This is a genomic window from Deinococcus sp. KSM4-11, assembly GCF_004801415.1.
GTDB lineage: Bacteria > Deinococcota > Deinococci > Deinococcales > Deinococcaceae > Deinococcus.
Window position 1 is genome coordinate 20,649 of sequence record NZ_SSNX01000003.1, and the last position, 21,344, is coordinate 41,992.

Below are 21,344 nucleotides of genomic sequence, written 5' to 3' on the forward strand. Positions count from 1 at the left end.
GTCAGGGGCTCCAGGTCAGGGTCGGGTCGGTGGTGGCCGCGCGCGGATCACCGCTCCAGGTGAACGAGTACGTCAGGGTGGTTCCACCCGCGGGCACTGTACCGGCGTAAGTATTTCCACCGTCTTTCAGCGCGGCTCCCTCTGGGAGGGGATCGAGCAGTTTCGCGTCCACCAGGGGATCAGGGGTGACGAGTCTTAAGGTCACGACGTAGCCGCCCTCCGTGGCGTACACGGTCTTCTCGACGCTCACGTCGCCCATGCGCAGCGTCGTGCGGCGCAGCGCCGCGATGTCGCCGCCCAGCGGGGCGAGCGGGAAGTCCACGCCGGTCAGGCCCGCGACGTTCACGGTCTGCGTACCGCTCAGGCCGCCGTCGCGCGGCACGTGCAGCGGCGGGTACGGCGTGGTGTTCGGGTCGAGGCGCAGGGCCTGAGTGCCGTTGGCGACGTTCAGGAAGGAATAACGGCCCAGGTCGTCGGTGATGGCCTGCCGCCCCCCGGCGAGCAGGATGCGGGCGCGGGGCACCGGGGTATCGAGCAAAGCATCGTAGCGGCCATTGCGGTTGCGGTCCACGTAGACAGTGCCGGTGATGTCCGAGAGGGGCGCGAAGCGCAGCAGGTTCAGCTTGGTGACCGCCGTGGCCCGGTTGCTGGCGACCGCGCGGGCCGTGCCGCCACCCCCGGTGCCCGTGACCTCCACGACGTTCACGAGGTCGCCCTTGGCGGCGGGCGTGACGCGCATGCGGTAGGTGAGGCTCACGGTCTGACCGGCCTTCAGGGTCGAGGCGGTCCAGCGCAGCGTGCCGCCGCTGGTATCCGGATCGGCCAGTGCGGCACTGTCCAGCGCGCTGCTGCCCTGCACGTACTCCAGCCCGGCCACCGGCGCGTCGGTGATCACGGCGTCGTGGATGTCGGTGGTGGTCGAGGCGTTGGTGATCTGCAGGGTGTACGTGAGCAGGTCGCCGTAGGTGGCTTCCTTCGCGCTGACGGTCTTGCCGATCACCAGTTTCGCCGACCACACGGCGGTGTGCACCTCGTTGCTGGTCAGCGGGCCGGGCAGTTCCTGGCTGGCGAAGCTGAAGGTGTTCAGCAGCGACTCGCCGTCGATGGCGCGCGCGCTCACGCGGGTGCCGAAGGTCACGGCGCGCGTCTCGCCGGGGGCCAGCGTGGGGAGCGTCCAGGTGATGTCCTGCTGGCCGCCTATGCCGCTCAGGGTGCCGCCGCCCGCGTCGGTGACATCCAGGTGGGCGGGCACCGCGTCACGGATGAGCACCTGGTTCAGGGTCTGCGCGTACGGGTTGTGCACCGAGAGGGTGTAGGTGATGGTGTCGTCCAGCGTGACCGTGCCGCCCTCGGGAATGGTGACGGGGGTGCCATCAGTGGCCGTGGTGGTCGCCACGGCCGACTTCACGAGCTCCGGCAACTGGCCCTCGACCCGCACGACGACGTCACGGGTGGCGTTCTGCGGGCCGCGCGCGCCGGTCGCGGTGACCACGGCCTCCAGCGGGCCCGCCTGCGTGAGGACGTAGCACACGCGCACGGCCGCGCTCTGGCCGGGATCGAGCCACAGCGGCTGCGCCAGGGGTGCGCCGGTCTCCGTGAGCAGCATGGCGGTTGCGTTCGGGGCGGCCACACCCAGGGTGTAGGCGTCGCGCACGTCGCCGGTGTTCAGCAGCGTGTGGTCGAAGCACACGGTCTGCCCGACCGCCGCGAGCGGCCGCGTCTGCTGGTCCGCCGGGCCGAGTTCCGGGGCGGCCGCGTTCCCGACCGGGCCGAGCGCCACGCCCGGCAGGTAGTGCACGTCCGCACTGGCGGTGGCGCTCAGCGAGGCGTCTTTGCCATCCAGGGTGGCGGTGTTGGGAATCACATGGTTCTCGGCGGCGTCCTGGGCCTGCATGCGGAAGTCGAGCCGCAGCGTGGCCCCCGCCGCGAGGCTGTCCACGCGCACGCGCACGCCCAGCACCCGGCCGGGCTCACCCGCTGTCCAGGTCTGGCCGTCCGCGCTGTATTCCAGCGTGCCGCCGCTGGCGCTGGCGCTCCCCGGAACGAAGATCAGGCCCGCCGCCGCCTGCGCGCTCAGGTCGTCACTCAGGGTCAGGGGCCGGCTGTCGCCCGCGCCCCCGTTCACGGCGCGCAGCGCCACAGCCGTCTCGCGGCCGGGGCTCAGGACGGCGGGCGTGAAGGTCTTGCTCACGCTCAACGCCGGGGGCGGCCCGACGTGCAGCTGCGCCACGTTGTCCGCGTCGGCCTGTCCGCCAGGGCACCCGGCGCTGAGGTTCACCCAGGCATCGCCCGGCACGGTGCCCGACGCCGCGACCAGCAGCACGGCGGCGCTGGCGTCCGCATCCAGGGTGACGGCTGTGACGTCCGGTTCACCCGCATCGACCTGCCCGTTGCCGTTGCGGTCGAGCACGGCGCGCAGGGTGGGCGCGGCAACGCTGCCAGTCTCCAGCGTGGCCCGCAGCGCGAAGGTCTGCGCCGCGTTCCCGGCGTTCACCACCGTGTACGGGAAGAGGGCGGTCTCGCCGGCCCGCACAGACACCAGCCGCGACGGCTGCGCGACCGTCCCGTCCGGAGACACGCTCACGGCGCACACGGCCTGCACGGTCGTGACCACCGCATTGCTGCTCACCTGCATGGGCTGCTCGGTCTGCGGCGCGGTGAAGGTCGTGGTGGCCTGGTTGCTGATGCTGGTGCCCGCCGGGGTGCCCAGCGCGCCCGCCAGGGCCGGGAACGCCAAGGTGGCCAGGACGGTGCGCAGCAGGGGGAGGCGGAACAGGCTCACGGGGAACTCCTTGGAACGGTGGAACCGGGCGAGGTGAGGGAAAACGCGCAGAAACAAACAGAATCTGTTGTTGTGGGAGAAGCAAAAGCCGAACAGGAAGAAGTGGTGAGGTCGGCGCGCCCCGACTGGTGCGGGGCGCGCCGGGAAGAGGCTTACTTGACCTGGGCCTGGATGTTCAGGGTGATGGTGCCGCCGGACGGGAAAAGGTCGTCCGTGGTGGGTTCCAGCAGGCCGTCCCCGTCGGTATCGATGGCGACTTCCACACCGCTGGTCACGCTGCCGGCGGCGGGCACGCTGATGCTGAAGCTGCCGGTGCCGTTCAGGCGGTACATGACCTTGGCGCTGGCGGGGAAGCCGGTCAGGGTGACGCTGGCCGCCTTGAAGGTCGAGAAGGAGTACACGTTCGTGTTGCCGCCCGCCGCGTCGCTCAGCACGAAGTTCTTGATGGCCGAGTTGTACGAGTTGCTGGCCACGATCGCGTAGTAGATGGTGTCGCCGGGCAGGGCGCTCTTGGTGGTCTGGCCGGCGGCGTTCTGCGTGGGCGCGGCGCCCACGGCCTGGTACTTGTTCACGGTGATGCCGCCGATCGCGCCGACCAGGATACGGTCGTTGGTGTCGGTCAGGGTGATGTTGCTGTAGTTGCTGGTCGCGGTCTGCGCCACCAGCAGCGGCGAGCCGGGCAGCGTGAGCTTGGCGTTGGCGGGAAGATCGACGACCGCGTACACCTTGTACTCGGTGTTGGCGTCCACGACCGGGGTGATGTACTGCCCGGCGCTGTTCTTGGGCAGGGCGGTGCCGGCGGCGGTCACGTATTTGACGCTGACCGTGGCGCTGGTGCCGTCGGACAGCGGCACCGTCACGCTGCCGGACAGGGTGTAGGTGTCGGCGTACTCGCCGGGGTTGGCGACGTCCATGGGGAACACGGCCGAGGAGTCGGTGGTGACCCCGGCGGTGGGAGCGCCGCTGCTCGCGGCGGTGCCGGGGGTGACGGTCTCGGTGGGGGTCGCGCTGGCGTTCGCGGTGGGCGGCGTCTGGGTGCCGTCGCTGTCCCCGAACTGCAGGGCGGGCGGCAGGATCCTGTCGGTGGTGCTGGCATCGGCGACCAGGTTGTAGTCGTTGCCGGAATCCACGCCCACCACGACCGTGATCGGCGTGGGGTTCGCCAGGCTGTTCGAGTCGGGGTAAGTGACCTGCGTGATGTACCCGACCGTGCCGCCGCCCGCCGCGACCGTCACGACGGGGTAGGCCTTGCCGTCAACGGGCGAGGTGACCAGGGTGGCGGCGGTGCCGTCGGCGTTCAGGAATTTCATGATGGTGCCGTCGGGCAGAGTGAAGGAGCCGTCGCCGTTGTTGGTGCCGTAGGGCGCGCCGTAGCCGGCATCGCCGACGTTCTTGCTGGGGTCGAGCGGGAACAGGTTCACGGTGTCGGCGGGTGCGCCGCTGGGCGTGGTCACGCTGTTCTTGAAGTTCACGACGTCCGGCGCCGCGTTGGTGTCGGCGGGCGGGTACGCGGTCTGCACGTTGCCGACCACGGTGATGGCGGTGGAGCCGGTGCTGGCGGGCACGGCCGGATCGGTGTAGCCGGGCTGCGTGGGATCGCTGGGGCTGCTGGGCGTTCCGGGGGCCGAGGTGGGGTTGTTCGGGTCGATGGTGGTGCTGGCCGAGGGCGGCACCACGACGGTGCTGGTGGGAGCCTGCTGGCCGGCCGTGGCGGGATCGGCGTCGTAGGGCCCGGCGGTGACGGTGGGGGTGAACACGGTGACGCGCGTGTACTGCAGGTCGCCGTTGCTGGAACCGGAGTTGGCCTGCGCCTCGGTCAGGGCCGCGTAGGGGTAGGTGGTGGTGGTGCCGGACGAATCGGTCACGGACACGCTGCCGGCGGGGGCGCTGCCGGCCGGGCTGGCCGAGTACTGCGCGCCGGTGGCGGCCGAAGTGGCCACGGTGATGACCTGCAGGATCCGGACCACGCCCTCGTCGGCGGGCGTCCCGGGGTTGTCGGCGCTGAGCGTGACCGAGGTGACGGGGGTGCCGGAGTCCGGCACGCCGTCGTTGTTGGCGTCCAGGTAGTACTTCACCTGCTGCGGGGCGTTGCCGCCGGTGCTGTCGGAGGCGAGATTCACGACGTAGCCGTTCACGTTGCCGGTGTTCACGACGACGTAGGCGGTCGTGACGGTCGCGCCGGGCAGCACACCGGTCTTGTCGTAGCTGGCGGCGGGCGTGGTCGCGGTGGTGTTGTCGGCGCTGCCGTCGGCGTACTGGATGTCGAAGCTGGGCTTAGGCAGCACGACCGTCTCGACCTTGTTCGACACGATGGGCGTGGCCGCCGCGCCGGTGGAGGAGGTCGGATCCGTGAAGGTCGCGGTCGCCTGGTTGGTGATGATCTGCCCGGCCGTGGTGTTGGTCGTGGCGGCGCTGGCGCTACCGACGGCCAGCGCGGTCATGAGGGCCAGAATGGTGGGGGTGGCTTTCACTTGGTGTTCCTCCTGGAGGTGCAGCCCCATGTGGGGGCGGAAACGCGGTGGGAGTGCTCGTCTGGCGCCGGACTGCTGGTTACTTGACCTGCACGCGGTAGCCGAGCTTGATGCTCTGGCCGGCGGGCAGTTCACTCAGCACCCAGCGCACGGCGGTGTACTCGCTGGGTTTGACCTCGACCTGCCTGGTGACGCTCTTGCCGTTCTCGGTCACGGTCACGGTCTTCATCAGGGGGGCGGCCGCGAAGGTCTTGCCGCCGTCGATGGAGTACTCCGTGCGGGCGACGTTCAGCCCCTGCTCGGCCGTGAGGTACGTGGTGGTGGTGGGCACCGGCAGTTTCACCGGCACGTTCTGGATCGCGCGGCCGGTGTTGTTCTTCACCGTGATGACCTGACTGATCACGTCGCCGGGGAACACGCTGCGGGGATTCGCGACGGTCTGCTCGGTGACCTTGCCGTTCAGGGTGACGCTCCTGACCAGTGACATCACGAGGTTCAGGGTCAGGGGCTCGGTCCCCTGGGCAAGGGCGCCGCTGGAGAGCAGGGCAAGGGCAAGGATGCGGCGTTTCATCGGGAATCGAACCTCCGGAGAGCGGGGCGGCGCGCGTGAAGACGGGCGAGGCGGGCTGGGTGCACGCCAGGAGCCTAGAAATCCGCGTCTTACGACCGGCTTACACCCGGTGCAAGTCCGGGCGGCTGGCCAGCACCCGGCTCCGTTCCCTCATCCGTGGGCGATCATGAAATCCTTTACATTGTCGGGATATTCAGGATTTGGTGGAGCAGGCCACGCCGCAGCAGGGGCGTCCGATGCCCCCGGTGGGGGATGGGCGCCCCTGCGCTTGACCGCCATTTATGAAGGCCGCTTAAGGCTGGACTCATCAGAGTGCCGATCCATCCACCCAATGGGAAGGATCGGCGCCGACGGACTGGCCTACTTGCCGAAGCGGCGGTCGCGGCCCTGGAAGTCCCGCAGGGCGCGCAGGAAATCCACGCGGCGGAAGCCCGGCCAGTACACGTCGCAGAAGTAGTACTCGGAGTACACGCTCTGCCACAGCATGAAGCCCGAGAGCCGGATCTCGCCGCTGGTGCGGATGATGAAATCCGGGTCCGGCGTGTCGGCCATGTACAGGTGCGCGCTGATGTGCTCCGGCTGCAGGGCCCGCGCGACCTCGCCAAGCGACGCGCCCGCCTGCACCTCGCTCAGCAGGTGCGCCTTCACGGCGTCCACGATCTCCTCGCGCCCGCCGTACCCGACCGCGATGTTCAGCCGCATGCCCTGGTAGTGCGCGGTCTTCTCCTCCAGCTCGCGCAGGGCGGCCAGGACGGTGGGCGGAAACTGGTCGTGCTGCCCGATGGCCCGCACGCGCACCCCGTTCGCATGGATGCGCGGATCCGTGGCGAGGTTGCGCGCCTCCTTTTCCAGCAGGCTGAGGATGTGCGTGATCTCCTCGGGATCGCGGCTGGCGTTGTCGGTGGACAGCACCCAGATGGTCGCGGCCGGGATGCCCAGTTCCAGGCACCACTGGAGCACCTCGTGCGCCTTGTCGGCCCCGAAGGAGTGCCCGAGTTCCCGCTGGATGCCCGCCGCGCGCGCGTACCGCCGGTTGCCGTCGAGGATCAGGCCCAGGTGCCGGGGCAGCTTGCCGTGCGCGGCCACCTCGCGCGCCAGCCTCTGCTCGTAGCCCCACAGCAGGGCACCGCGCGCCGCCGTCCGCGTCTTCTGCAGCGTCCGAACCGCTGCTTTCACGGGGTTCCTGGTCATAAGCGGGGTCAGTCTACCCCCTCTGGCCCGGCGCGCATCCCCCTTTGGACTCATAAGGGAGCGCGTTCCATTCTTCAGTGGAACGGAGGTCAGGGGTCAGGTTCACTCGACCTCCTCCGCGAACAGCGAGTCCTGCCGGGCGCGGCCCAGGGCGAGCGCTTTCTGATCCAGGCGGGACAGGGCGGCCTGGGCGACGGAGGTGCGCTCGGCGGCCGAGTGGGCCCGGTAGACGTACAGGGTCACGCGGCGGTGCGTCATGGTGTGGGTCACCTGCCCCAGCAGCGGCCCCGGCCGGGCCTGCAGCCGCGCGCACAGGCGCGTTAGGACGGCCACGGCGTCCCCTCCGTCGGCCAGGGCGTCCGTCGGCAGGCCCATCAGGCCGCCGAGGAGTGTGCCGGCGCGCTCCTCCAGCACGGCGTCCTTCTCATCGCCGATCAGCACGGCGACCGCCTGCACGTCCTGCACGGCCGCGCGCACTTTCGGAGCGGGAAAGGCGTCCGGCTGCCCGCTGGCCCGCGCGGCGCACCACAGCGCCAGCGGGCACGCCCCGCACCGGGGTGATCTGGGCGTGCAGACGGTGGCGCCCAGATCCATGACCGCCTCGTTCCACGCGCCGGGCCGCACCGGGTCGAGCAGCGCGTCCGCGCGGGCCTGCACCCAGGGCTCCGTGGGAACCGCCTCGCCATACAGGCGCGCCAGCACCCGCCGGACATTCCCGTCGTTCACGGCGCGAGCCCCGCCGTACGCCAGGCTGGCGATGGCCGCCGCCGTGTACGGCCCTACGCCCGGCAGGGCCAGCCAGCCCACGTAGGTCTCCGGAAAGCCCTGTGCGGCCACGAGCTGCGCGGCGCGGCGCAGGTTGCGGGCCCGGGCGTAATACCCGCAGCCCTCCCAGGCCTTCAGGACGGCCGCCTCGGGCGCAGCCGCCAGCGCGTGCACGTCCGGGAACGCCGTCAGGAAACGGTCGTAGTACACCCGTCCACGCACGACCTGCGTCTGCTGGAGCAGGATCTCCGCGATCCACACGCGGTAGGGATCCCGCCGGCCCTCCACGCCCTGACGCCACGGCAGCTCCCGGCCGCGCGCGTCGAACCACGTGAGCAGCGCGGCACGCAGGGTCGGAACCTCGGAGGGCGGAAGGACGATCACCGCGCCAGTCTAGGGACGCGGTGACGCTTGGAAGGTGCTCAGGAACGCGCTTTCAGTGCCGGTCGATCAGACGACCACCTGGTCGCGACGGGCCGGCACCCGCACCCGGCGGCGCACGCCATCGGCATAATCGGCCAGATCCGTGAGCAGGTCGCCCACCCCGACGCGCAGCAGGTACTGGCCGCCGGGCAGCGGTTGCAGGGCCTGGAAGGGCGCGCGGGACAGGGTCTCGAGGATGCTGCCCAGCTCCGCGAAGTTCACGCCGCTGCCCAGGCGCTCCGCGAGCCGCTGCACGGTCGTGACCGAGTTGGCCGGCTGCTGGGCCAGCGCCAGCAGCACCGAGCTGAAGGTGCCACGCTGCGCGATGTACGCGCTCACCAGCTCCGAGATGCTCGCGGCGGATTCCATGTCCATGCTGCCTGCCTTCCAGTAGCCGCGCAGATCCACGGGGGACAGCGGGGCCAGGCGGGCGTGCTCGATCAGGGCCGAGAGCGCCTCGCGTGTCAGGCGGGGCGGGCCGTCGGGCCGCTCAGACTCGCCGCACAGTTGCAGGCGGTAATCGGCCACTGCCTGCCACGCGGGGGTCTGCACGGCGGCGGGCGTGCTGGCAATCATCACCGAGTATGCGTGGGCGCCCAGATCCGCCTTGAGGCGCATGACGCCGCTGCCCAGGTCGTCCGTGTGGTAGCCGGTCAGGCGGGCCAGTTCGCTCAGCTGGTCGTCCACACCGGTCGGCAGGGTGGTGGACGTGCGGGCCGCGCGACCCGCCGTGGGCTGCGGCCCGTTGGGCGTGGGGAGCGGCGCGGTCTCGGGGAAGCGCACGTCCACCCGGCGGGAGGCCTGCGGGGCGGCCTTGCGCTCGGGTTCCGGGCCGGCGCGGCCAGCGCTGGCCTCCGGACGGACGGGTTCGGCGCGGGTGACCGGGCTGGGCGCAGTCTCGGCGCGCCCGGTTTCCGGACGGGCATCGCCCGCCTCGGTGGCCTCGCCCGGACGCACCGGCGTGACGGGCGGGACGCGCACTTCCTGCATGCGGATCTCGCGGACGTGGGGCGTGGACGACACCACGACCCGCCGGGTCTCGGTGGGCGTGCCGTTCTCGCGGCGCTGCGGGAGTGGCGGGGCGTGCGGCTTGACGATCGCCTCGACCTGATACCGCGACGGCGACAGGCTGGTGATCATGAGGACGTCGTTCACGTTCAGGTTCTGGGCGTGGTACAGCGCTCCCAGGCCGCGGACTTCCATGCGCTCGCGGTCGATCTGCACCGCGTGTTCATCACCCCTGTCGTCCACGAACACGGCGGGGCCGCTGGTGGGAAATGTGGATTCCAGGTATTTCAGGAGGCTGAGGCTGCCTTCCTGCAGGCAGGGGCGGGTGATCATGTAGCGCTTTGATTTCACGCGGGCGTTCCTCCATTGTCAGCGCGCCGGAATGCCCTCCAGCGGCGTTGGGGCATGTAATTAGTCCCTAAAGTAGCAGAATGCCGGGCGTGTCAAGGCGGGAAGCCCGCGGTACGCACCCTTCCCCCCAGACTGTCAGGAACTCGCCCTCCATCATGCCACCGATCATGAACGGGAACTGAGGTCACGTTGCGCGGCCGATCCCTGCTGGCCGCTATCCTGCCGGGCATGACCGACGCCACCGTCAGCCTCGTGCGCGCGTACTACGCCGCCTTCAACACCCAGGACGCCGCCGGGATGCTGGCGCTGCTGACCGAGGACGTCCGCCACGACATCAACGAGGGCGAGACCCAGCACGGAATGGAGGCGTTCCGCGCTTTCCTGGCGCACATGGACACCCACTACCGCGAGCAGGCCGAGGATCTGGTCGTGATGGCCAGCGGGGACGGGACGCGCGCCGCCGCCGAGTTCACGATCCACGGCACGTACCTGCGCACCGACGACGGCCTGCCGGACGCGCACGGGCAGACGTACGCGCTGCCGGTCGGGGCCTTCTTCGACGTCCGCGGCGGGAAGATCGCGCGGGTCACGAACTACTACAACCTCGCCGCGTGGACGCGGCAGGTGGCAGTGGGGCAGGCCGACACTTGAACCTGAGCGTCACGACCGTCAGCGGCCCTGACCTCGCGCCGTTCATCCCGGCCCTGGCCCGGCTGAGGATCGAGGTGTTCCGCGCGTTCCCGTACCTGTACGCTGGCAGCGCCGAGTACGAGGAAACGTACCTGAGGCCGCTGCTGGACACGCCGGACGCCCTGATCGTCCTCGCGCGCGACGGCGGTGAAGTCGTGGGCGCGAGCACCGCCCTGCCGCTCGTGAACGAGATCCCGGCCCTGCGGGCCCCGCTGCACGCCCCGGAGTTCGATCCCGCCCGCATCCTGTACCTGGGCGAGAGCGTGCTGCGGGCCGAGTACCGGGGCCGGGGGCTGGGCCACACTTTCTTCGACCGGCGTGAGGAACATGCCCGAACGCTGGGCCTGCCCACCACCGCCTTCTGCGCCGTGCAGCGCCCGGAGGATCACCCGGCACGCCCGAGTCCGTACCGCAGCCTGAACGCCTTCTGGGCCGCACGCAGGTATGTCGAGCGGCCGGACCTGACGACCACCCTGAGCTGGCCGGATGTCGGCGACGACCACGAGACGCCCAAACCCATGCGCTACTGGATCCGGCACGGCTGAACCCGGCCGCACGAGCGCATGAAGCCGCTGCCTTTCAGGCAGATGCGACCTGCTGACCGGCGCGTACCAGCGCAAAGCAGACGGAATCCGGAGCGCACACGATACGGAGGGCGGCCCTGGACGAGAATGTCCTGGCCGCCCTCCATGTCGTGGCTCAGCGCTGCGGGTGGTTCTGCGCTTTGCGCGCGGCCTTCTCGGCGTCGAGCGCCTTCTTGTTCTGTGCCCAGCCGTACGAGCGCACGGCGTCCACCGCGAACCACACGGCCATCACGCCGGCCACGGCCACCCACACCCAGCCGTGCGCCAGCACGGCAAGGACGGCCCCGACCGCGCACAGCACAGCCAGGATCGCACTGAAGGCGAACACGATGTGGGGCGGAACGCGGCGACCGAACATGGGGGGAGCGTACCCCCCGGAGTCTTACGCGAACCTCACGGCCTCAGACCTCCCGTTCCAGCATCACGCCCTGAAGCTCGGTGACCTCGTAGCCGGCGTCCTCGTAGAAGGTCTGCGCCACGTCATTGTCGGCCAGCACCCACACCAGCGAGATGGCCTCGGCGCGCATCTGCGCGTGGAGCGCCCCGACCAGCGCGCGCCCCACGCCACGCCGCCGCCACGCTTCACGCACGCCGATCTCCTCGAACATCACGTGGCGGCCCTCCCCATGCCGGTTGCGGTGTACGTAGGCCATCAGGAACCCCACCGGCCGCCCCTGCGCGTCCTCGGCATGCCAGTGCCAGACCTGCGGATCGGCAAGATACGCGTGGGCGTTCCCAGCATTCAGGGGCGGGGTGGGCTCCTCGCCCGTGAAGTCCGTCTCGTCACGGGCAACCCACGCCAGCGCGGCCTCATCGCCGGGGCCAAGGCGGCGGATGGTGAAGGTCGTCATGCTTCATCCTCTCCCGGCGGGCCGCCGGGCGCATCGGCGTTCTGGCTCAGGTTTCAAGACCAGCAGTTCGGGGGCTTCCAGACCATCTGATTCCTGGGGTTCGTGACACACTGACCCGATGCCGGATTTTGACGTGATCGTGATGGGCGCGGGCCACAACGCTCTGGTCACGGCCGCCTACGCCGCGAAGGCGGGCCTGAAGGTCGGCGTGTTCGAGCGCCGGCACATCGTGGGCGGCGCCGTGAGCACCGAGGAACTCGTGCCCGGCTACCGCTTCGATTACGGCGGCAGCGCGCACATCCTGATCCGCATGACTCCGGTGGTGCGCGAGCTGGAACTGACCCGCCACGGCCTGCACTACCTGGAGGTCGATCCGATGTTTCACGCGTCGGATGGGGAAACGCCGTGGTTCATCCACCGGGATGCGGCCCGGACGGCGCGGGAACTGGAGGCCCTGTTTCCCGGCCAGGGTGAGGCGTACACGCGCTTCCTGGACGACTGGACGCCGTTCGCGCGGGCCGTGGCCGACCTGTTCAACGCCGCGCCCGGGCCGCTCGACATGGGCAAGATGGTGGTCAGCAGCGGCCGGGGCAAGGACTGGATGGAGCAGTTGCCCCGGATTCTGCGTCCCTACGGGGACGTGGCACGGGAGTACTTCACGGACGAGCGGGTGCGTGCCCCGCTGGTGTGGATGGCCGCGCAGAGCGGCCCACCGCCGACCGATCCGCTGAGTGCGCCTTTTCTGCTGTGGCATCCGCTGTACCACGAGGGCGGGGTCGCCCGGCCCAAGGGCGGCAGCGGCGGCCTGACGCAGGCCCTGAAACGCGCCGTGGAGGCCGACGGCGGGCAGGTGTTCGTGAACGCCCCCGTGAAGGACATCCTGGTCAGGGACGGAAAGGCGCAGGGCGTCCGGCTGGAGAACGGCGATACGTACACGGCCCGCGCGGTCGTGTCCGGCGCGCACATCCTGACCACGGCCGGCGCGCTGCCGGAGGAGTACGTTCCGGCCGCCGCGCGGCAGGTGCGGGTGGGCAACGGCTTCGGCATGGTGCTGCGCCTCGCGCTGAGCGAGAAGGTCAGGTACCGGAACCACACCGAGCCCGACAGCCGCGTGGGCCTGGGCCTGCTGATCAGAAGCGAGCAGCAGCTCATGACGGGCTACGGGCAGTACCTGGCGGGCGAACCGACCAGCGACCCGCCCCTGATCGCCATGAGTTTTTCTGCCGTGGACGACTCGCTGGCCCCGCCGGGCGGGGAGGCGCTGTGGCTGTGGGCGCAGTACTACCCCTACGAACTGTCCAGCGGCTCGTGGGACACACGAACCGCTGAGGCCCGCGAGAACATCCTGAACGCCTTCGAGCACTACGCGCCCGGCACCCGCGACACCATCGTGGGCGAACTGGTGCAGACGCCCCAGTGGCTCGAAACGAACCTCGGGCTGCACCGGGGCAACGTCATGCACCTGGAGATGAGCTTCGACCAGATGTTCTCCTTCCGCCCGTGGATGAAAGCCAGTGGATACCGCTGGCCGGGCGTGAAGGGCCTGTACCTGACCGGGGCGAGCACGCATCCCGGCGGCGGCATCATGGGCGCGAGTGGCCGCAACGCCGCGCATGTGCTCGTGAAGGATCTGACGCGCCGGCGGTGGCGCTGAGGCATGCCCGCCCTCTCCCCCACCCTGCGGCGTGCCGGGCTGGCCCTGCTGGCGCTGGGCGTGGCCTTCCTGGGCGCGCTGCTGGTTATCGCCGCGCACGCGCTGGGCTGGGCATTGATCGCGCTGGGGTTGCCGCTCGCGGGCGCGCTGGCGCTGGCCGGGGACACGCTGGGGCACGGCTTCTGGGGAACGCTCGCGCAGAGAGGCCGGGCGCTGGCCGCCCAGACTCCGACGTGGCTGTGGTTCGTGGCGCTGTACGCGGCGCTGAAGATTCCGGTGCCGCTGTGGCCCCAGCTGTTCCCGCTGCTGGGCCTGCTGAGCACGGGCGCGCTGTTCGTGGCGGCGCTGCTGTTCGTGTGGGAGCGCGAGAACGCCGCGAAGGCCGCGATCATGGCCCTCGTGGCCTTCGGTGTGGGGCTGGGCGTGGAGGTCGCAGGGAGCCGCACCGGCATTCCCTTCGGAGACTATTCGTACGCGGGCGCGCCGGCCCCCACGCTGCTGGGCGTGCCGCTGGTCGTGCCGCTGGGCTGGTTCGCGCTGACCCTGACGGCCACCAGCCTGTCCGGCGGGCGACCGTGGCTGGCCGGCGTGCTGATGATGCTGTGGGACGTGGGACTGGAACCCCTGATGACCGCGCAGGGCTACTGGACGTGGCACGACCTGCTGGGCCTGTGGGCGGGCGCACCGCTGGAGAACTTCGTGGGCTGGTGGGGCGTGGGGGCGCTGCTGTCGTGGATGTTCACCGGCCTCTCTCCGAGGCTGTTCGGCCTGAACTCACTGGAATGGGCGTGGGCCCTGCCATGGTTCGCGCGGGCCTTCCCCATGGGTGGCGGGCCGTCGCTGAGCCTGCTGCCGCGCCCGTCCGTCAGCCGTGTGGGCTTCGGGGTCGTGTATTCCATCGAGGTGTTCTTCCTGCCGGGCGGCCTGGTGCTGGTCGGGCGGTATGCCGAGGCGGCGGTGACGCTCGTGGCCATGCTGGCGGGCCTGGGGCTGGCGTGGCGGGTGACGCGCCGTGACGCCTGAGCGCCACCCCTGGGCCACGGCGCTGCTGCGCGCCAGCATCCGCCAGAGCGTCCGAAGCGGGCTGGGCGGCGTGTGGCTGCGCGGCCCACTGCCCACGGGCGGCGCGGTGCTCGCGCCGAACCATCACTCGTGGTGGGACGGGTACGTGCTGCGCGAGCTGGGCTGGTGGGTGGGAGCGGACTTCCGGGTGCTGATGACCGGGCGGCAGCTGTCGCGGTTTCCGTTCCTGCGCCGCCTGGGCGCCCTGGATGCGCGCGAAATGCGGGCGGCCGTGCGGGCCGCGCAGGAGGGGGCCTGGGTGATCGTCTTCCCCGAAGGGGCCGTACAGCCTGCCGCCACGTTGAGGGCCGTGCAGCCGGGCGCAGCGTGGATCGCACGGCAGGCGCACGCGGCGCTGATCCCGGTGGGCCTGCGGGTGGTCATGCGCGGGGGGCAGTGGCCGGAAGCGTACGTGCGCCTCGGGCCACCGGTCACGGCCGATGGACTGGGAGCAGGGATGAGGCACGAACTCGCGGCCCTGGACGCCGAGCTGCAAGGCAGCGACCCGGAACAGCCGCTGGCGGGCTACCTGCGGATCAGCCGGGGTCGGGCGAGCACCTCAGATCGGGTGGACTGGCCCTCGCAGCTGCTCACGCTGCTCACGGGTGATCGCTCACGGAGCTGAATCAGGCCGAACGGCGCCGAGGTGAGAGCGACGGGGACAGCCACGACGCAGCGCTTCGAATCCGCAGGAGAGTGGCCATGAGACAACGCCCGCACCGGCAAGAGGCGTTGGCCTTCCGTGCAGAGCTCCGCCTGCCCTGGAATCGGTTTGGTAGCAGACGGTGTTCGTTCCCTATCGGCCCTATGAAGGGGGCATGACGTCCCTCCCTGCCCGGCTGTACCGCGCCCTGGCTCTGGGATGGCTGGCCAGCAAGGCGGTGGTGCTGCTGGTGAACGCCGTGACCTTCCCCCGCCTGCATCCCTCACGGCCCTCCCTGCGCCCGCGCGTGTCCCTGCTCGTGCCGGCCCGCAACGAGGCGCGTGCCCTGCCGCACACGCTGCCGGGCCTGCTCGCCCAGGGCGCCGACGAAGTGATCGTGCTGGACGACGAGTCGACCGACGGCACGGGTATCGTGGCTGGCTGCCTGGGCGCGCAGGTGATCCGGGGGGAGCCACGGCCGGACGGCTGGTACGGGAAGCCGTGGGCCTGCCAGCAGCTCTGGCGGGCCGCGTCGGGAGACGTGCTGGTGTTCGTGGACGCAGACGTGATCTGGCAACCGGGCGCGCTGGACGCCGTGCTGCACGGGCTTGAACATACGGGCGCCGACCTGCTGAGCGTGCAGCCCCGGCAGCGCCCGGTGACCGTGGGCGAGCGGCTCCTCACGCCGCTGGTCGACAACGCGGTGCTGTCGTACTTCCCGTACCCCTTGATCGGCCTGCCGCAGCCGGCCGCGAGCATGGCGAACGGGCAGGTCATGGCCCTGCGCCGCCGCGCACTGGAGGAGGCGGGCGGGTTCGCAGCGGTACGGCAGGTCGTGCTGGACGACACGGAATTCGCCCGGCACCTCAAGGCGCGCGGCAGGCGGCTGGCGGTGGCACTGGGCGGGCCGCTGATCGGGGTGCGGATGTACGCCTCATACCCGCAGTCGGTGGCGGGCTACGCCAAGAACGTCCTGCCGCTGCACCTGGGCTCCCGGCCGCTGCTGCTGCTCAGCGCTGTGGCGCACCTGGCGGTCTACACCCTGCCGTGGCTGGTGCGGGTGCCCGGCTGGCGGGTGCTGCGCGTGGCCGGGTTGCTGGAGCGGGTGGCGGCGAACGTCATCAGCGGCCGGACGCGGCCTGCCGATCTGCTGGAGGGCCTGCTCGGGCCGCTGACGCCGCTGCTGGCCCTGCCCGTGTACGCCCGCGCGCTGCGCCGCACCGTGAGCTGGAAAGGCCGCACCTACCCGCAGAAGGCGCGCTGAGGACCGGGAGTAGCATCAGGCCATGAACGCACCCCTCAAGGCGTCGATCCTGGCCGGCCTGCTGTGCTTCAGCGGGGCGGGCGCGGTGGGCTACCACGACTATTCGGTCGCGAACATCGCAGGCTGGCAGCAGGTGAGGTTCTGGTGCGACACGCCCGCCCACGTCCTGGCCGTGACCGCGCCCGCCCACGCGCCGGGGCCGGTCACGCTGGCGACCTGGCTGGGCGCTCAGCAGCTCAACCGCGCGTACCGCATGGGCGTGGACGATCCCGGCGCCGGGCAGGTCTACACGCCGCTGAGCCTTCCCGGGCAACCTGCGCCGCCCGATCCGGGATATTTCGTGCACAGCAGCAACATCGAGAACGTGAACGACCCCGCGTACCGCATGACCCACGTGAACGAGTTCAACGTCTCCAGCGGTCACTTCACCTGCCGGTACGTGCCGCAGGCCGCCGTGCTGGCCGCCACCGCGAAGCACACCGTGATCGTCTGGGAGGCCGGCGGGCACGTCACGTATGCCAGCCGCAACCGCGACGGCACGCCCGGCGTGTACCTCACCGGCGGCGTGCACACGCACACCCCGGCTGGCCGCGACCGCTATGTCTGGACGCACGCGGCCTACACCTACGAGCTGGAGGTCGGCGTTCCGGACACCACCGCCCCTCTGGGCGGGCACCTGCGCGTCCTGCGAGGCGGCGCGGTGCTCAAGACGTGGCCTCTGCAGGTGTACTCGGTGAGCGTTCCGAACTGACGGTGGCCCCTTCAGGTCGGCTTCACGCCTGAAGGCCCATCCCGGCGCATGACCTATCCTCGGCGGATGGCGAGCCGGCGCACCGTGAATCACGTGGCCGTGGTCGGCGCGGGCTTCGCGGGCCTCGCGGCGGCCCTGCGGCTGGCCCGTGCGGGCGTGCGGGTCACGGTGCTCGACTCCCTGGACGGCCCCGGCGGGAAGGCCGCGCTGGGCGCCCCGGACTTCTCCAGCGGCCCGACCGTCGTGACCATGCCGCAGGTGTTCCGCGCGCTGCATGACCGCCTGGGCTGGAACCCGCCGGCGCTGGAGGCCGCGCGGCCCACCACCACGTACCACGCGCCACAGGGCCGGGAGTTCGCGCCCGAAGCGCTGCACGTGGCCGGCAGCCTGGAACCCACCCTGAGTCAGCTCTCGAAGGCCGAGGGCGTGCGGTACGCGCAGCTCCTGAACGCCTCACGGCGTATGTACCAGGGGGCCGCCCGGACGTTCCTGTTCGCTCCGCCGCCTTCGCGCCTACACCTCGCCCAGTACGCACTGCGGCACGGCCGTGAGGCGGCGCCCCTGGTGCCGCTGCGCCGGTATGTGCGTTCCGGGCGCTTCCTCACCCCCTTCTGGCTGCGCTTCGCCACCTACCTGGGCGCCGACCCGTACCGCGCGCCCGCCGTACTGCACAACATCGCGTGGGTGGAACTCGGCTACGGGGTGTGGCACCTCCAGGGCGGCCTGCTGGAGCTGGCCCGCCGGCTGTACGAGGAGGCCGTGGTACAGGGCGTGCGCTTCGAGTTCAACACGCAGGTGCAATCCCTCAGCACGCACGGCAGCCGCGTGCTGGGCGCGCACACGAACCGGGGGGCATTTGCCGCCGACGCCTGGGTGAGCGCCGCCGACCGCGCCCTGACGGTGGAGTGGCTGGGCCTGAAGGAGAAACCGACCCCCAGGGGCGTCAGCGGCTTCGCGTTGCAGCTGCACCTGAACGGCGATCACGGGCGTGCCCACCACATCTTCTGGCCGGCCGACTACGCCCGCGAGTGGCGCGACATCCGCGCCGGACATCTGCCGCGCGACCCGACGCTGTACCTGCACCTGGACGGCGAACGCGCCTTTCTGCTGGTGAACGCCCCGGCGATGCCCGACGTGACCGACGAGCCCGAGGTGTACGGCGCGTTCCTGCTGCGCCACCTCCGGGAGCGCTTCGAACTGGACGTGATGGACTGGCTGGCCCTGTCCCCGGCGGCCTACGCCCGCACCGCCCGGGGCGGCGCGCTGTACGGCCGCGCTCCGCACGGGCTGGGCGGCAGTCTGCGCCCCGGCTGGACGTTCCCGCAGGCCCGTAATCTGGTGCAGGTGGGCGGCACCGTGCATCCGGGCGGCGGCGTGCCCCTGAGCCTGCTGAGTGGCTGGAACGGTGCCGGCACGCTGCTGGGCGTGCCCTTCGACGATCTGGACGGCCTGGACGTGCCCGATGGGAATGAGGTGTGGCCGTTCTGAGGGGACTGGACGCCCTGCCCCAGCCGCCGACCCGCCCGGGCAACGGGCACCTTCAGGACTGGGCGCTGAGACCGCTGCCCTTGATCGAGGCGGGCGCACGGATCGCGCGCGCGGCGGGGCAGGACATTTTCCGCCTGCGGCTGGGGCTGCCAGCGGTGGTCGGTTTTTCTCCGGCGTGGAACCGGCGGCTGCTGACGGATCTGCGGGCCTTCGTGAGCGCGGGGAGTTTCTCGCGGGTGGTGCCGTACCTGTCGGGCGGCGTGATCCTGACGGACGCGCCCGGCCATGCGCCCCGGCGGCAGCTCATGAATTCAGGGTTCGGGCGAAGCCACCTTGCAGCCTTGCAGGGCCGCACGCGCTCAGCCCTGCCACCAGTGCCCGAGGGCGAATTCGACGCGCTGGCGTGGGCCGATGGGGCGGTGCTGCGGCTGCTGAACGCGGCGTACTTCAGCGGGGAGTTCGATCCAGGGCTGCTGCACGCGTTCCTGGCACCGCTGCGCCGCCCGTTCCCGGTGCCCGCACTGCCCCGGCCGCTGCTGTTCCTGCGGGTGGAGGCGGAGGTGCGGCGGCTGGGACACCGGCGGCTCACGGAGGGTGGGGACGACCTGCTGGCCGTGCTGGCCCCCCTGCCGGGCGGACTGGAGGAAACGCGGGTGTCGCTGGCTGCGGCCCACGATACGACCACGCACGCGCTGGCCTACGCGATCTGGTTTCTGGCCCGGCACCCGCAGTGGCACGCCCCCGAGCACCATCCGGCCGTCCTGAAGGAAGTCCTGCGCCTGTTCCCCCCGGGCTGGATGGGAAGCCGCCGCCTGTCGCGGGACGTCGAGTGGAACAGCGTCCGGCTTCCGCGTGGCGCGCTCGCGCTGTACTCGCCGTACCTGAGTGGCCGCGACCCGGAACTGTGGGACGCGCCCGAGGCGTTCCAGCCGCAGCGCTGGACGGAGCGCCCCCCCGCGTGGGCGTACCTGCCGTTCGGCGGGGGCGAGCGGCTGTGCCTGGGCATGCACCTGGCGCAGATGCTCATTCACGACGTGCTGGGCACACTGCCACTCCTGCGGGCCGTGCGGGGCGACGACACGCCGCAGCCGGGAATCACGCTGGGGCCACGCGGGCCGCTGGTCGTACGCCGGACCTGAGGATCAGTACTGGTCGCCCACGCTCTGGCCGGACTGGGCAACCACGCTGTAGGCCTGCCCGCTGAGCTGACCGTTCAGGCGCAGCAGCAGGGCCTGTGCAGGGTGGTCGCCGGTGGCGTAGGTGATGACCGCTTCGTCCGTGGCGGCGCGCAGCCAGTCGGCGTCGGTTCGCAGGTCGGCGGGGTCGGCGGTCAGGTGCAGGTGGGCCAGGTCGTACGCCATGCGGAAGTGCACGGTGCCGGTCGCGTCGGCCTGCGCGAGGTCGTAGGCGAGCACCAGCGTGTCCCCGCGCGCCAGACTGCGCGGCAGGCGCCGGACGCTGACCAGCGCGTAGGGCGTCCCACTGGGCGCACTGACCTTCAGGTCGTGGTGGCTGAACACGCTCATATCGTCCACGCGGGAGGAGCGGCGGCCGTTCAATCCCAGGGTGCGGGCCAGCGGGGCCAGCGCCGGATCGTACAGGTTGTAGGCGTCGAGCGGGTGATCCGGCGTCCCAAGCGTGAGGATCACGGGCCCCAGGTGCAGCGTGGGATTCTGCCAGCCGTCCACCCGCACGTCGAGTCCGGCGGCCGTGACGGCGGCCACCACCGCATTCAGATCCAGGAAGGTGTGCCCGCTGGCGTAGTCGACGATCAGGGTTCGGTTGACGAAGTCTCCGCTGCCGGACTCGACGAGGTTCACCCGCACCGGCGTGTTCAGGCCCGGCAGGTGGAGCAGCGGCGCGGTGCCGGAGCCCTGCACCTCCACGCCCGCCTTCTTCAGTTCGTTCCATAGGCTGCCGGTGTCCACGTAGGTGTACGGGCCGGGCAGGGGCGTGAAGGTCGGGTGGTAGCCCTCGACCTGCGCCAGCACGCTGGAAAGGTGCAGCATGGCGTACACGGCGCCGCAGGCGAGGGCCCCCAGCAGGCTGCCGCGCATGGCCTGGGGCCACACGTACACGCGCTGCATGCCGCCCTGGACGTGCGCGGGTTCACCGAGTTCCGCCAGGGTGCGGCGCAGCGCCTCGGCGTCGCTGTACCCGGCGAGCAGGAAGTCCTGCACGCGGGCCTCGATGTGGCCGCGCAGTTCACGGCCCACCTCCTGTCGGGTGCGGCGGTGCAGGCCACGGGTGGCGCGGGTCAGGTAGGTCTGCAGGGGGTCGTCCTCGCTCATGGTGTCCTCCTGGGGTGAGCGGCGGGAGAGCGGGTTCAGGTACTGGTGGTCAGTCGGCCGATCTGGCGGGAGAAGGCCTCGAACTGCCCACGTTTGTCGTGCAGGGCGCGCACGCCGCTGTCGGTGAGCTGGTAGTACTTGACGGGCGCGCCGCCGCGCGGGGCGGGCTGGAACTCGCCGGTCAGCCAGCCGGCCAGTTCCAGGCGGTGGAGGGCGGGGTACAGGCTGCCGACCTTGAGGTCGAAGTACCCGTCGGTGCGGAGCTGCGCTTCCTTGCTGATCTCCAGGCCGTACTTGGGATCACCGTCGATGATGGCGAGCAGGATCAGATCGAGGTGACCTTTGAGCAGGTTCGGATCCATGGGGCCTCCTGGGCAGAACAGAGTTTGATTATTGCTTACCGATATCGTACTCCGATAGTAAGGATCGTGTGTGATCCGGATCACCTCCAGCCCCGGCGATGCCGGCCATTCAGCTCCGCTCTCCGCGCCGTCATTCAGCCCA

Annotated in this window: 19 protein-coding genes; 9 read left to right on the forward strand and 10 right to left on the reverse strand. The window is 70.9% G+C overall.

From position 1 onward, the window contains the following. Position 1: 1 nt before the first annotated feature. The 6 genes from E7T09_RS09935 to E7T09_RS09960 form a co-directional block, all read right to left on the reverse strand. On the reverse strand, positions 2-2,782 hold the full coding sequence (locus E7T09_RS09935) for a DUF11 domain-containing protein (protein WP_240741731.1): 2,781 nt from the start codon (positions 2,780-2,782) through the stop codon (positions 2-4). Positions 2,783-2,934: 152 nt separating this feature from the next. Continuing rightward, complete coding sequence (locus E7T09_RS22440) at positions 2,935-5,253, reverse strand: hypothetical protein (protein WP_136389049.1); 2,319 nt, start codon at positions 5,251-5,253, stop codon at positions 2,935-2,937. Between the two features lie 79 nt (positions 5,254-5,332). After that, positions 5,333-5,824, reverse strand: coding sequence for a hypothetical protein (locus tag E7T09_RS09945; RefSeq protein WP_136389050.1), 492 nt, complete (start codon positions 5,822-5,824; stop codon positions 5,333-5,335). A gap of 360 nt (positions 5,825-6,184) precedes the next feature. Beyond that, the gene (locus E7T09_RS09950; RefSeq protein WP_136389051.1) at positions 6,185-7,015 is read right to left on the reverse strand and encodes an isoprenyl transferase; all 831 of its coding nucleotides are present in this window, start codon (positions 7,013-7,015) and stop codon (positions 6,185-6,187) included. 102 nt (positions 7,016-7,117) lie between these two features. Next, positions 7,118-8,164 carry an A/G-specific adenine glycosylase gene (locus tag E7T09_RS09955; RefSeq protein ID WP_136389052.1) on the reverse strand — a complete coding sequence of 349 codons (1,047 nt, stop codon included), beginning with the start codon at positions 8,162-8,164 and terminating at the stop codon, positions 7,118-7,120. Between the two features lie 66 nt (positions 8,165-8,230). Next, positions 8,231-9,562: a hypothetical protein gene (locus E7T09_RS09960; protein ID WP_240741732.1), complete on the reverse strand. Its 1,332-nt coding sequence runs from the start codon at positions 9,560-9,562 to the stop codon at positions 8,231-8,233. A 228-nt stretch (positions 9,563-9,790) separates the two neighbouring features. Between E7T09_RS09960 and E7T09_RS09965 the strand changes: the two genes are divergently transcribed. After that, positions 9,791-10,213: a ketosteroid isomerase-related protein gene (locus E7T09_RS09965; RefSeq protein ID WP_136389053.1), complete on the forward strand. Its 423-nt coding sequence runs from the start codon at positions 9,791-9,793 to the stop codon at positions 10,211-10,213. Continuing rightward, the gene (locus E7T09_RS09970; RefSeq protein ID WP_136389054.1) at positions 10,210-10,797 is read left to right on the forward strand and encodes a GNAT family N-acetyltransferase; all 588 of its coding nucleotides are present in this window, start codon (positions 10,210-10,212) and stop codon (positions 10,795-10,797) included. The genes E7T09_RS09965 and E7T09_RS09970 overlap by 4 nt, the downstream gene beginning before the upstream one ends. A 154-nt stretch (positions 10,798-10,951) precedes the next feature. Here E7T09_RS09970 and E7T09_RS09975 read toward each other — a convergent pair whose 3' ends face one another. Together E7T09_RS09975 and E7T09_RS09980 are read right to left on the reverse strand one after the other, a co-directional pair. Further along, on the reverse strand, positions 10,952-11,194 hold the full coding sequence (locus tag E7T09_RS09975) for a hypothetical protein (protein WP_136389055.1): 243 nt from the start codon (positions 11,192-11,194) through the stop codon (positions 10,952-10,954). Positions 11,195-11,237: 43 nt separating this feature from the next. Continuing rightward, positions 11,238-11,687, reverse strand: coding sequence for a GNAT family N-acetyltransferase (locus E7T09_RS09980; RefSeq protein WP_136389056.1), 450 nt, complete (start codon positions 11,685-11,687; stop codon positions 11,238-11,240). Between the two features lie 118 nt (positions 11,688-11,805). Here E7T09_RS09980 and E7T09_RS09985 point away from each other — a divergent pair, with 118 nt between their 5' ends. The 7 genes from E7T09_RS09985 to E7T09_RS10015 all read left to right on the forward strand — a co-directional run bounded on the left by E7T09_RS09985 (position 11,806) and on the right by E7T09_RS10015 (position 19,688). Then, positions 11,806-13,341 (forward strand): NAD(P)/FAD-dependent oxidoreductase, encoded by a 1,536-nt coding sequence (locus tag E7T09_RS09985; RefSeq protein WP_136389057.1) that lies wholly within the window; start codon positions 11,806-11,808, stop codon positions 13,339-13,341. Positions 13,342-13,344: 3 nt separating this feature from the next. Continuing rightward, on the forward strand, positions 13,345-14,364 hold the full coding sequence (locus E7T09_RS09990; RefSeq protein WP_136389058.1) for a carotenoid biosynthesis protein: 1,020 nt from the start codon (positions 13,345-13,347) through the stop codon (positions 14,362-14,364). Further along, positions 14,354-15,028 carry a 1-acyl-sn-glycerol-3-phosphate acyltransferase gene (locus E7T09_RS09995; RefSeq protein WP_240741733.1) on the forward strand — a complete coding sequence of 225 codons (675 nt, stop codon included), beginning with the start codon at positions 14,354-14,356 and terminating at the stop codon, positions 15,026-15,028. The genes E7T09_RS09990 and E7T09_RS09995 overlap by 11 nt, the downstream gene beginning before the upstream one ends. A gap of 193 nt (positions 15,029-15,221) precedes the next feature. Then, positions 15,222-16,310 carry a glycosyltransferase family 2 protein gene (locus E7T09_RS10000; RefSeq protein ID WP_136389059.1) on the forward strand — a complete coding sequence of 363 codons (1,089 nt, stop codon included), beginning with the start codon at positions 15,222-15,224 and terminating at the stop codon, positions 16,308-16,310. A 22-nt stretch (positions 16,311-16,332) separates the two neighbouring features. Beyond that, complete coding sequence (locus E7T09_RS10005) at positions 16,333-17,061, forward strand: hypothetical protein (protein ID WP_136389060.1); 729 nt, start codon at positions 16,333-16,335, stop codon at positions 17,059-17,061. Between the two features lie 66 nt (positions 17,062-17,127). Then, a complete protein-coding gene (locus tag E7T09_RS10010; protein ID WP_240741734.1) occupies positions 17,128-18,549 on the forward strand; it encodes an NAD(P)/FAD-dependent oxidoreductase in 1,422 nt (473 codons plus the stop codon). Further along, positions 18,546-19,688 (forward strand): cytochrome P450, encoded by a 1,143-nt coding sequence (locus tag E7T09_RS10015; protein ID WP_136389457.1) that lies wholly within the window; start codon positions 18,546-18,548, stop codon positions 19,686-19,688. The genes E7T09_RS10010 and E7T09_RS10015 overlap by 4 nt, the downstream gene beginning before the upstream one ends. 3 nt (positions 19,689-19,691) lie before the next feature. Here E7T09_RS10015 and E7T09_RS10020 read toward each other — a convergent pair whose 3' ends face one another. Both E7T09_RS10020 and E7T09_RS10025 read right to left on the reverse strand, forming a co-directional pair. Further along, positions 19,692-20,840, reverse strand: a complete 1,149-nt coding sequence (locus E7T09_RS10020; RefSeq protein ID WP_136389062.1) for a permease prefix domain 1-containing protein — start codon at positions 20,838-20,840, stop codon at positions 19,692-19,694. A 35-nt stretch (positions 20,841-20,875) separates the two neighbouring features. Continuing rightward, the gene (locus tag E7T09_RS10025) at positions 20,876-21,202 is read right to left on the reverse strand and encodes a PadR family transcriptional regulator (protein WP_136389063.1); all 327 of its coding nucleotides are present in this window, start codon (positions 21,200-21,202) and stop codon (positions 20,876-20,878) included. Positions 21,203-21,344: the final 142 nt, after the last annotated feature.

Excerpts from the sequence above, each read along its gene's own strand:
- E7T09_RS09945 (WP_136389050.1), bottom strand. The coding sequence starts at position 5,824 with ATGAAACGCCGCATCCTTGCCCTTGCCCTGCTCTCCAGCGGCGCCCTT.
- E7T09_RS09950 (WP_136389051.1), bottom strand. The coding sequence starts at position 7,015 with ATGACCAGGAACCCCGTGAAAGCAGCGGTTCGGACGCTGCAGAAGACG.
- E7T09_RS09965 (WP_136389053.1), top strand. The coding sequence starts at position 9,791 with ATGACCGACGCCACCGTCAGCCTCGTGCGCGCGTACTACGCCGCCTTC.
- E7T09_RS09975 (WP_136389055.1), bottom strand. The coding sequence starts at position 11,194 with ATGTTCGGTCGCCGCGTTCCGCCCCACATCGTGTTCGCCTTCAGTGCG.
- E7T09_RS09980 (WP_136389056.1), bottom strand. The coding sequence starts at position 11,687 with ATGACGACCTTCACCATCCGCCGCCTTGGCCCCGGCGATGAGGCCGCG.
- E7T09_RS09985 (WP_136389057.1), top strand. The coding sequence starts at position 11,806 with ATGCCGGATTTTGACGTGATCGTGATGGGCGCGGGCCACAACGCTCTG.
- E7T09_RS09990 (WP_136389058.1), top strand. The coding sequence starts at position 13,345 with ATGCCCGCCCTCTCCCCCACCCTGCGGCGTGCCGGGCTGGCCCTGCTG.
- E7T09_RS10000 (WP_136389059.1), top strand. The coding sequence starts at position 15,222 with ATGACGTCCCTCCCTGCCCGGCTGTACCGCGCCCTGGCTCTGGGATGG.
- E7T09_RS10005 (WP_136389060.1), top strand. The coding sequence starts at position 16,333 with ATGAACGCACCCCTCAAGGCGTCGATCCTGGCCGGCCTGCTGTGCTTC.
- E7T09_RS10010 (WP_240741734.1), top strand. The coding sequence starts at position 17,128 with ATGGCGAGCCGGCGCACCGTGAATCACGTGGCCGTGGTCGGCGCGGGC.
- E7T09_RS10020 (WP_136389062.1), bottom strand. The coding sequence starts at position 20,840 with ATGAGCGAGGACGACCCCCTGCAGACCTACCTGACCCGCGCCACCCGT.
- E7T09_RS10025 (WP_136389063.1), bottom strand. The coding sequence starts at position 21,202 with ATGGATCCGAACCTGCTCAAAGGTCACCTCGATCTGATCCTGCTCGCC.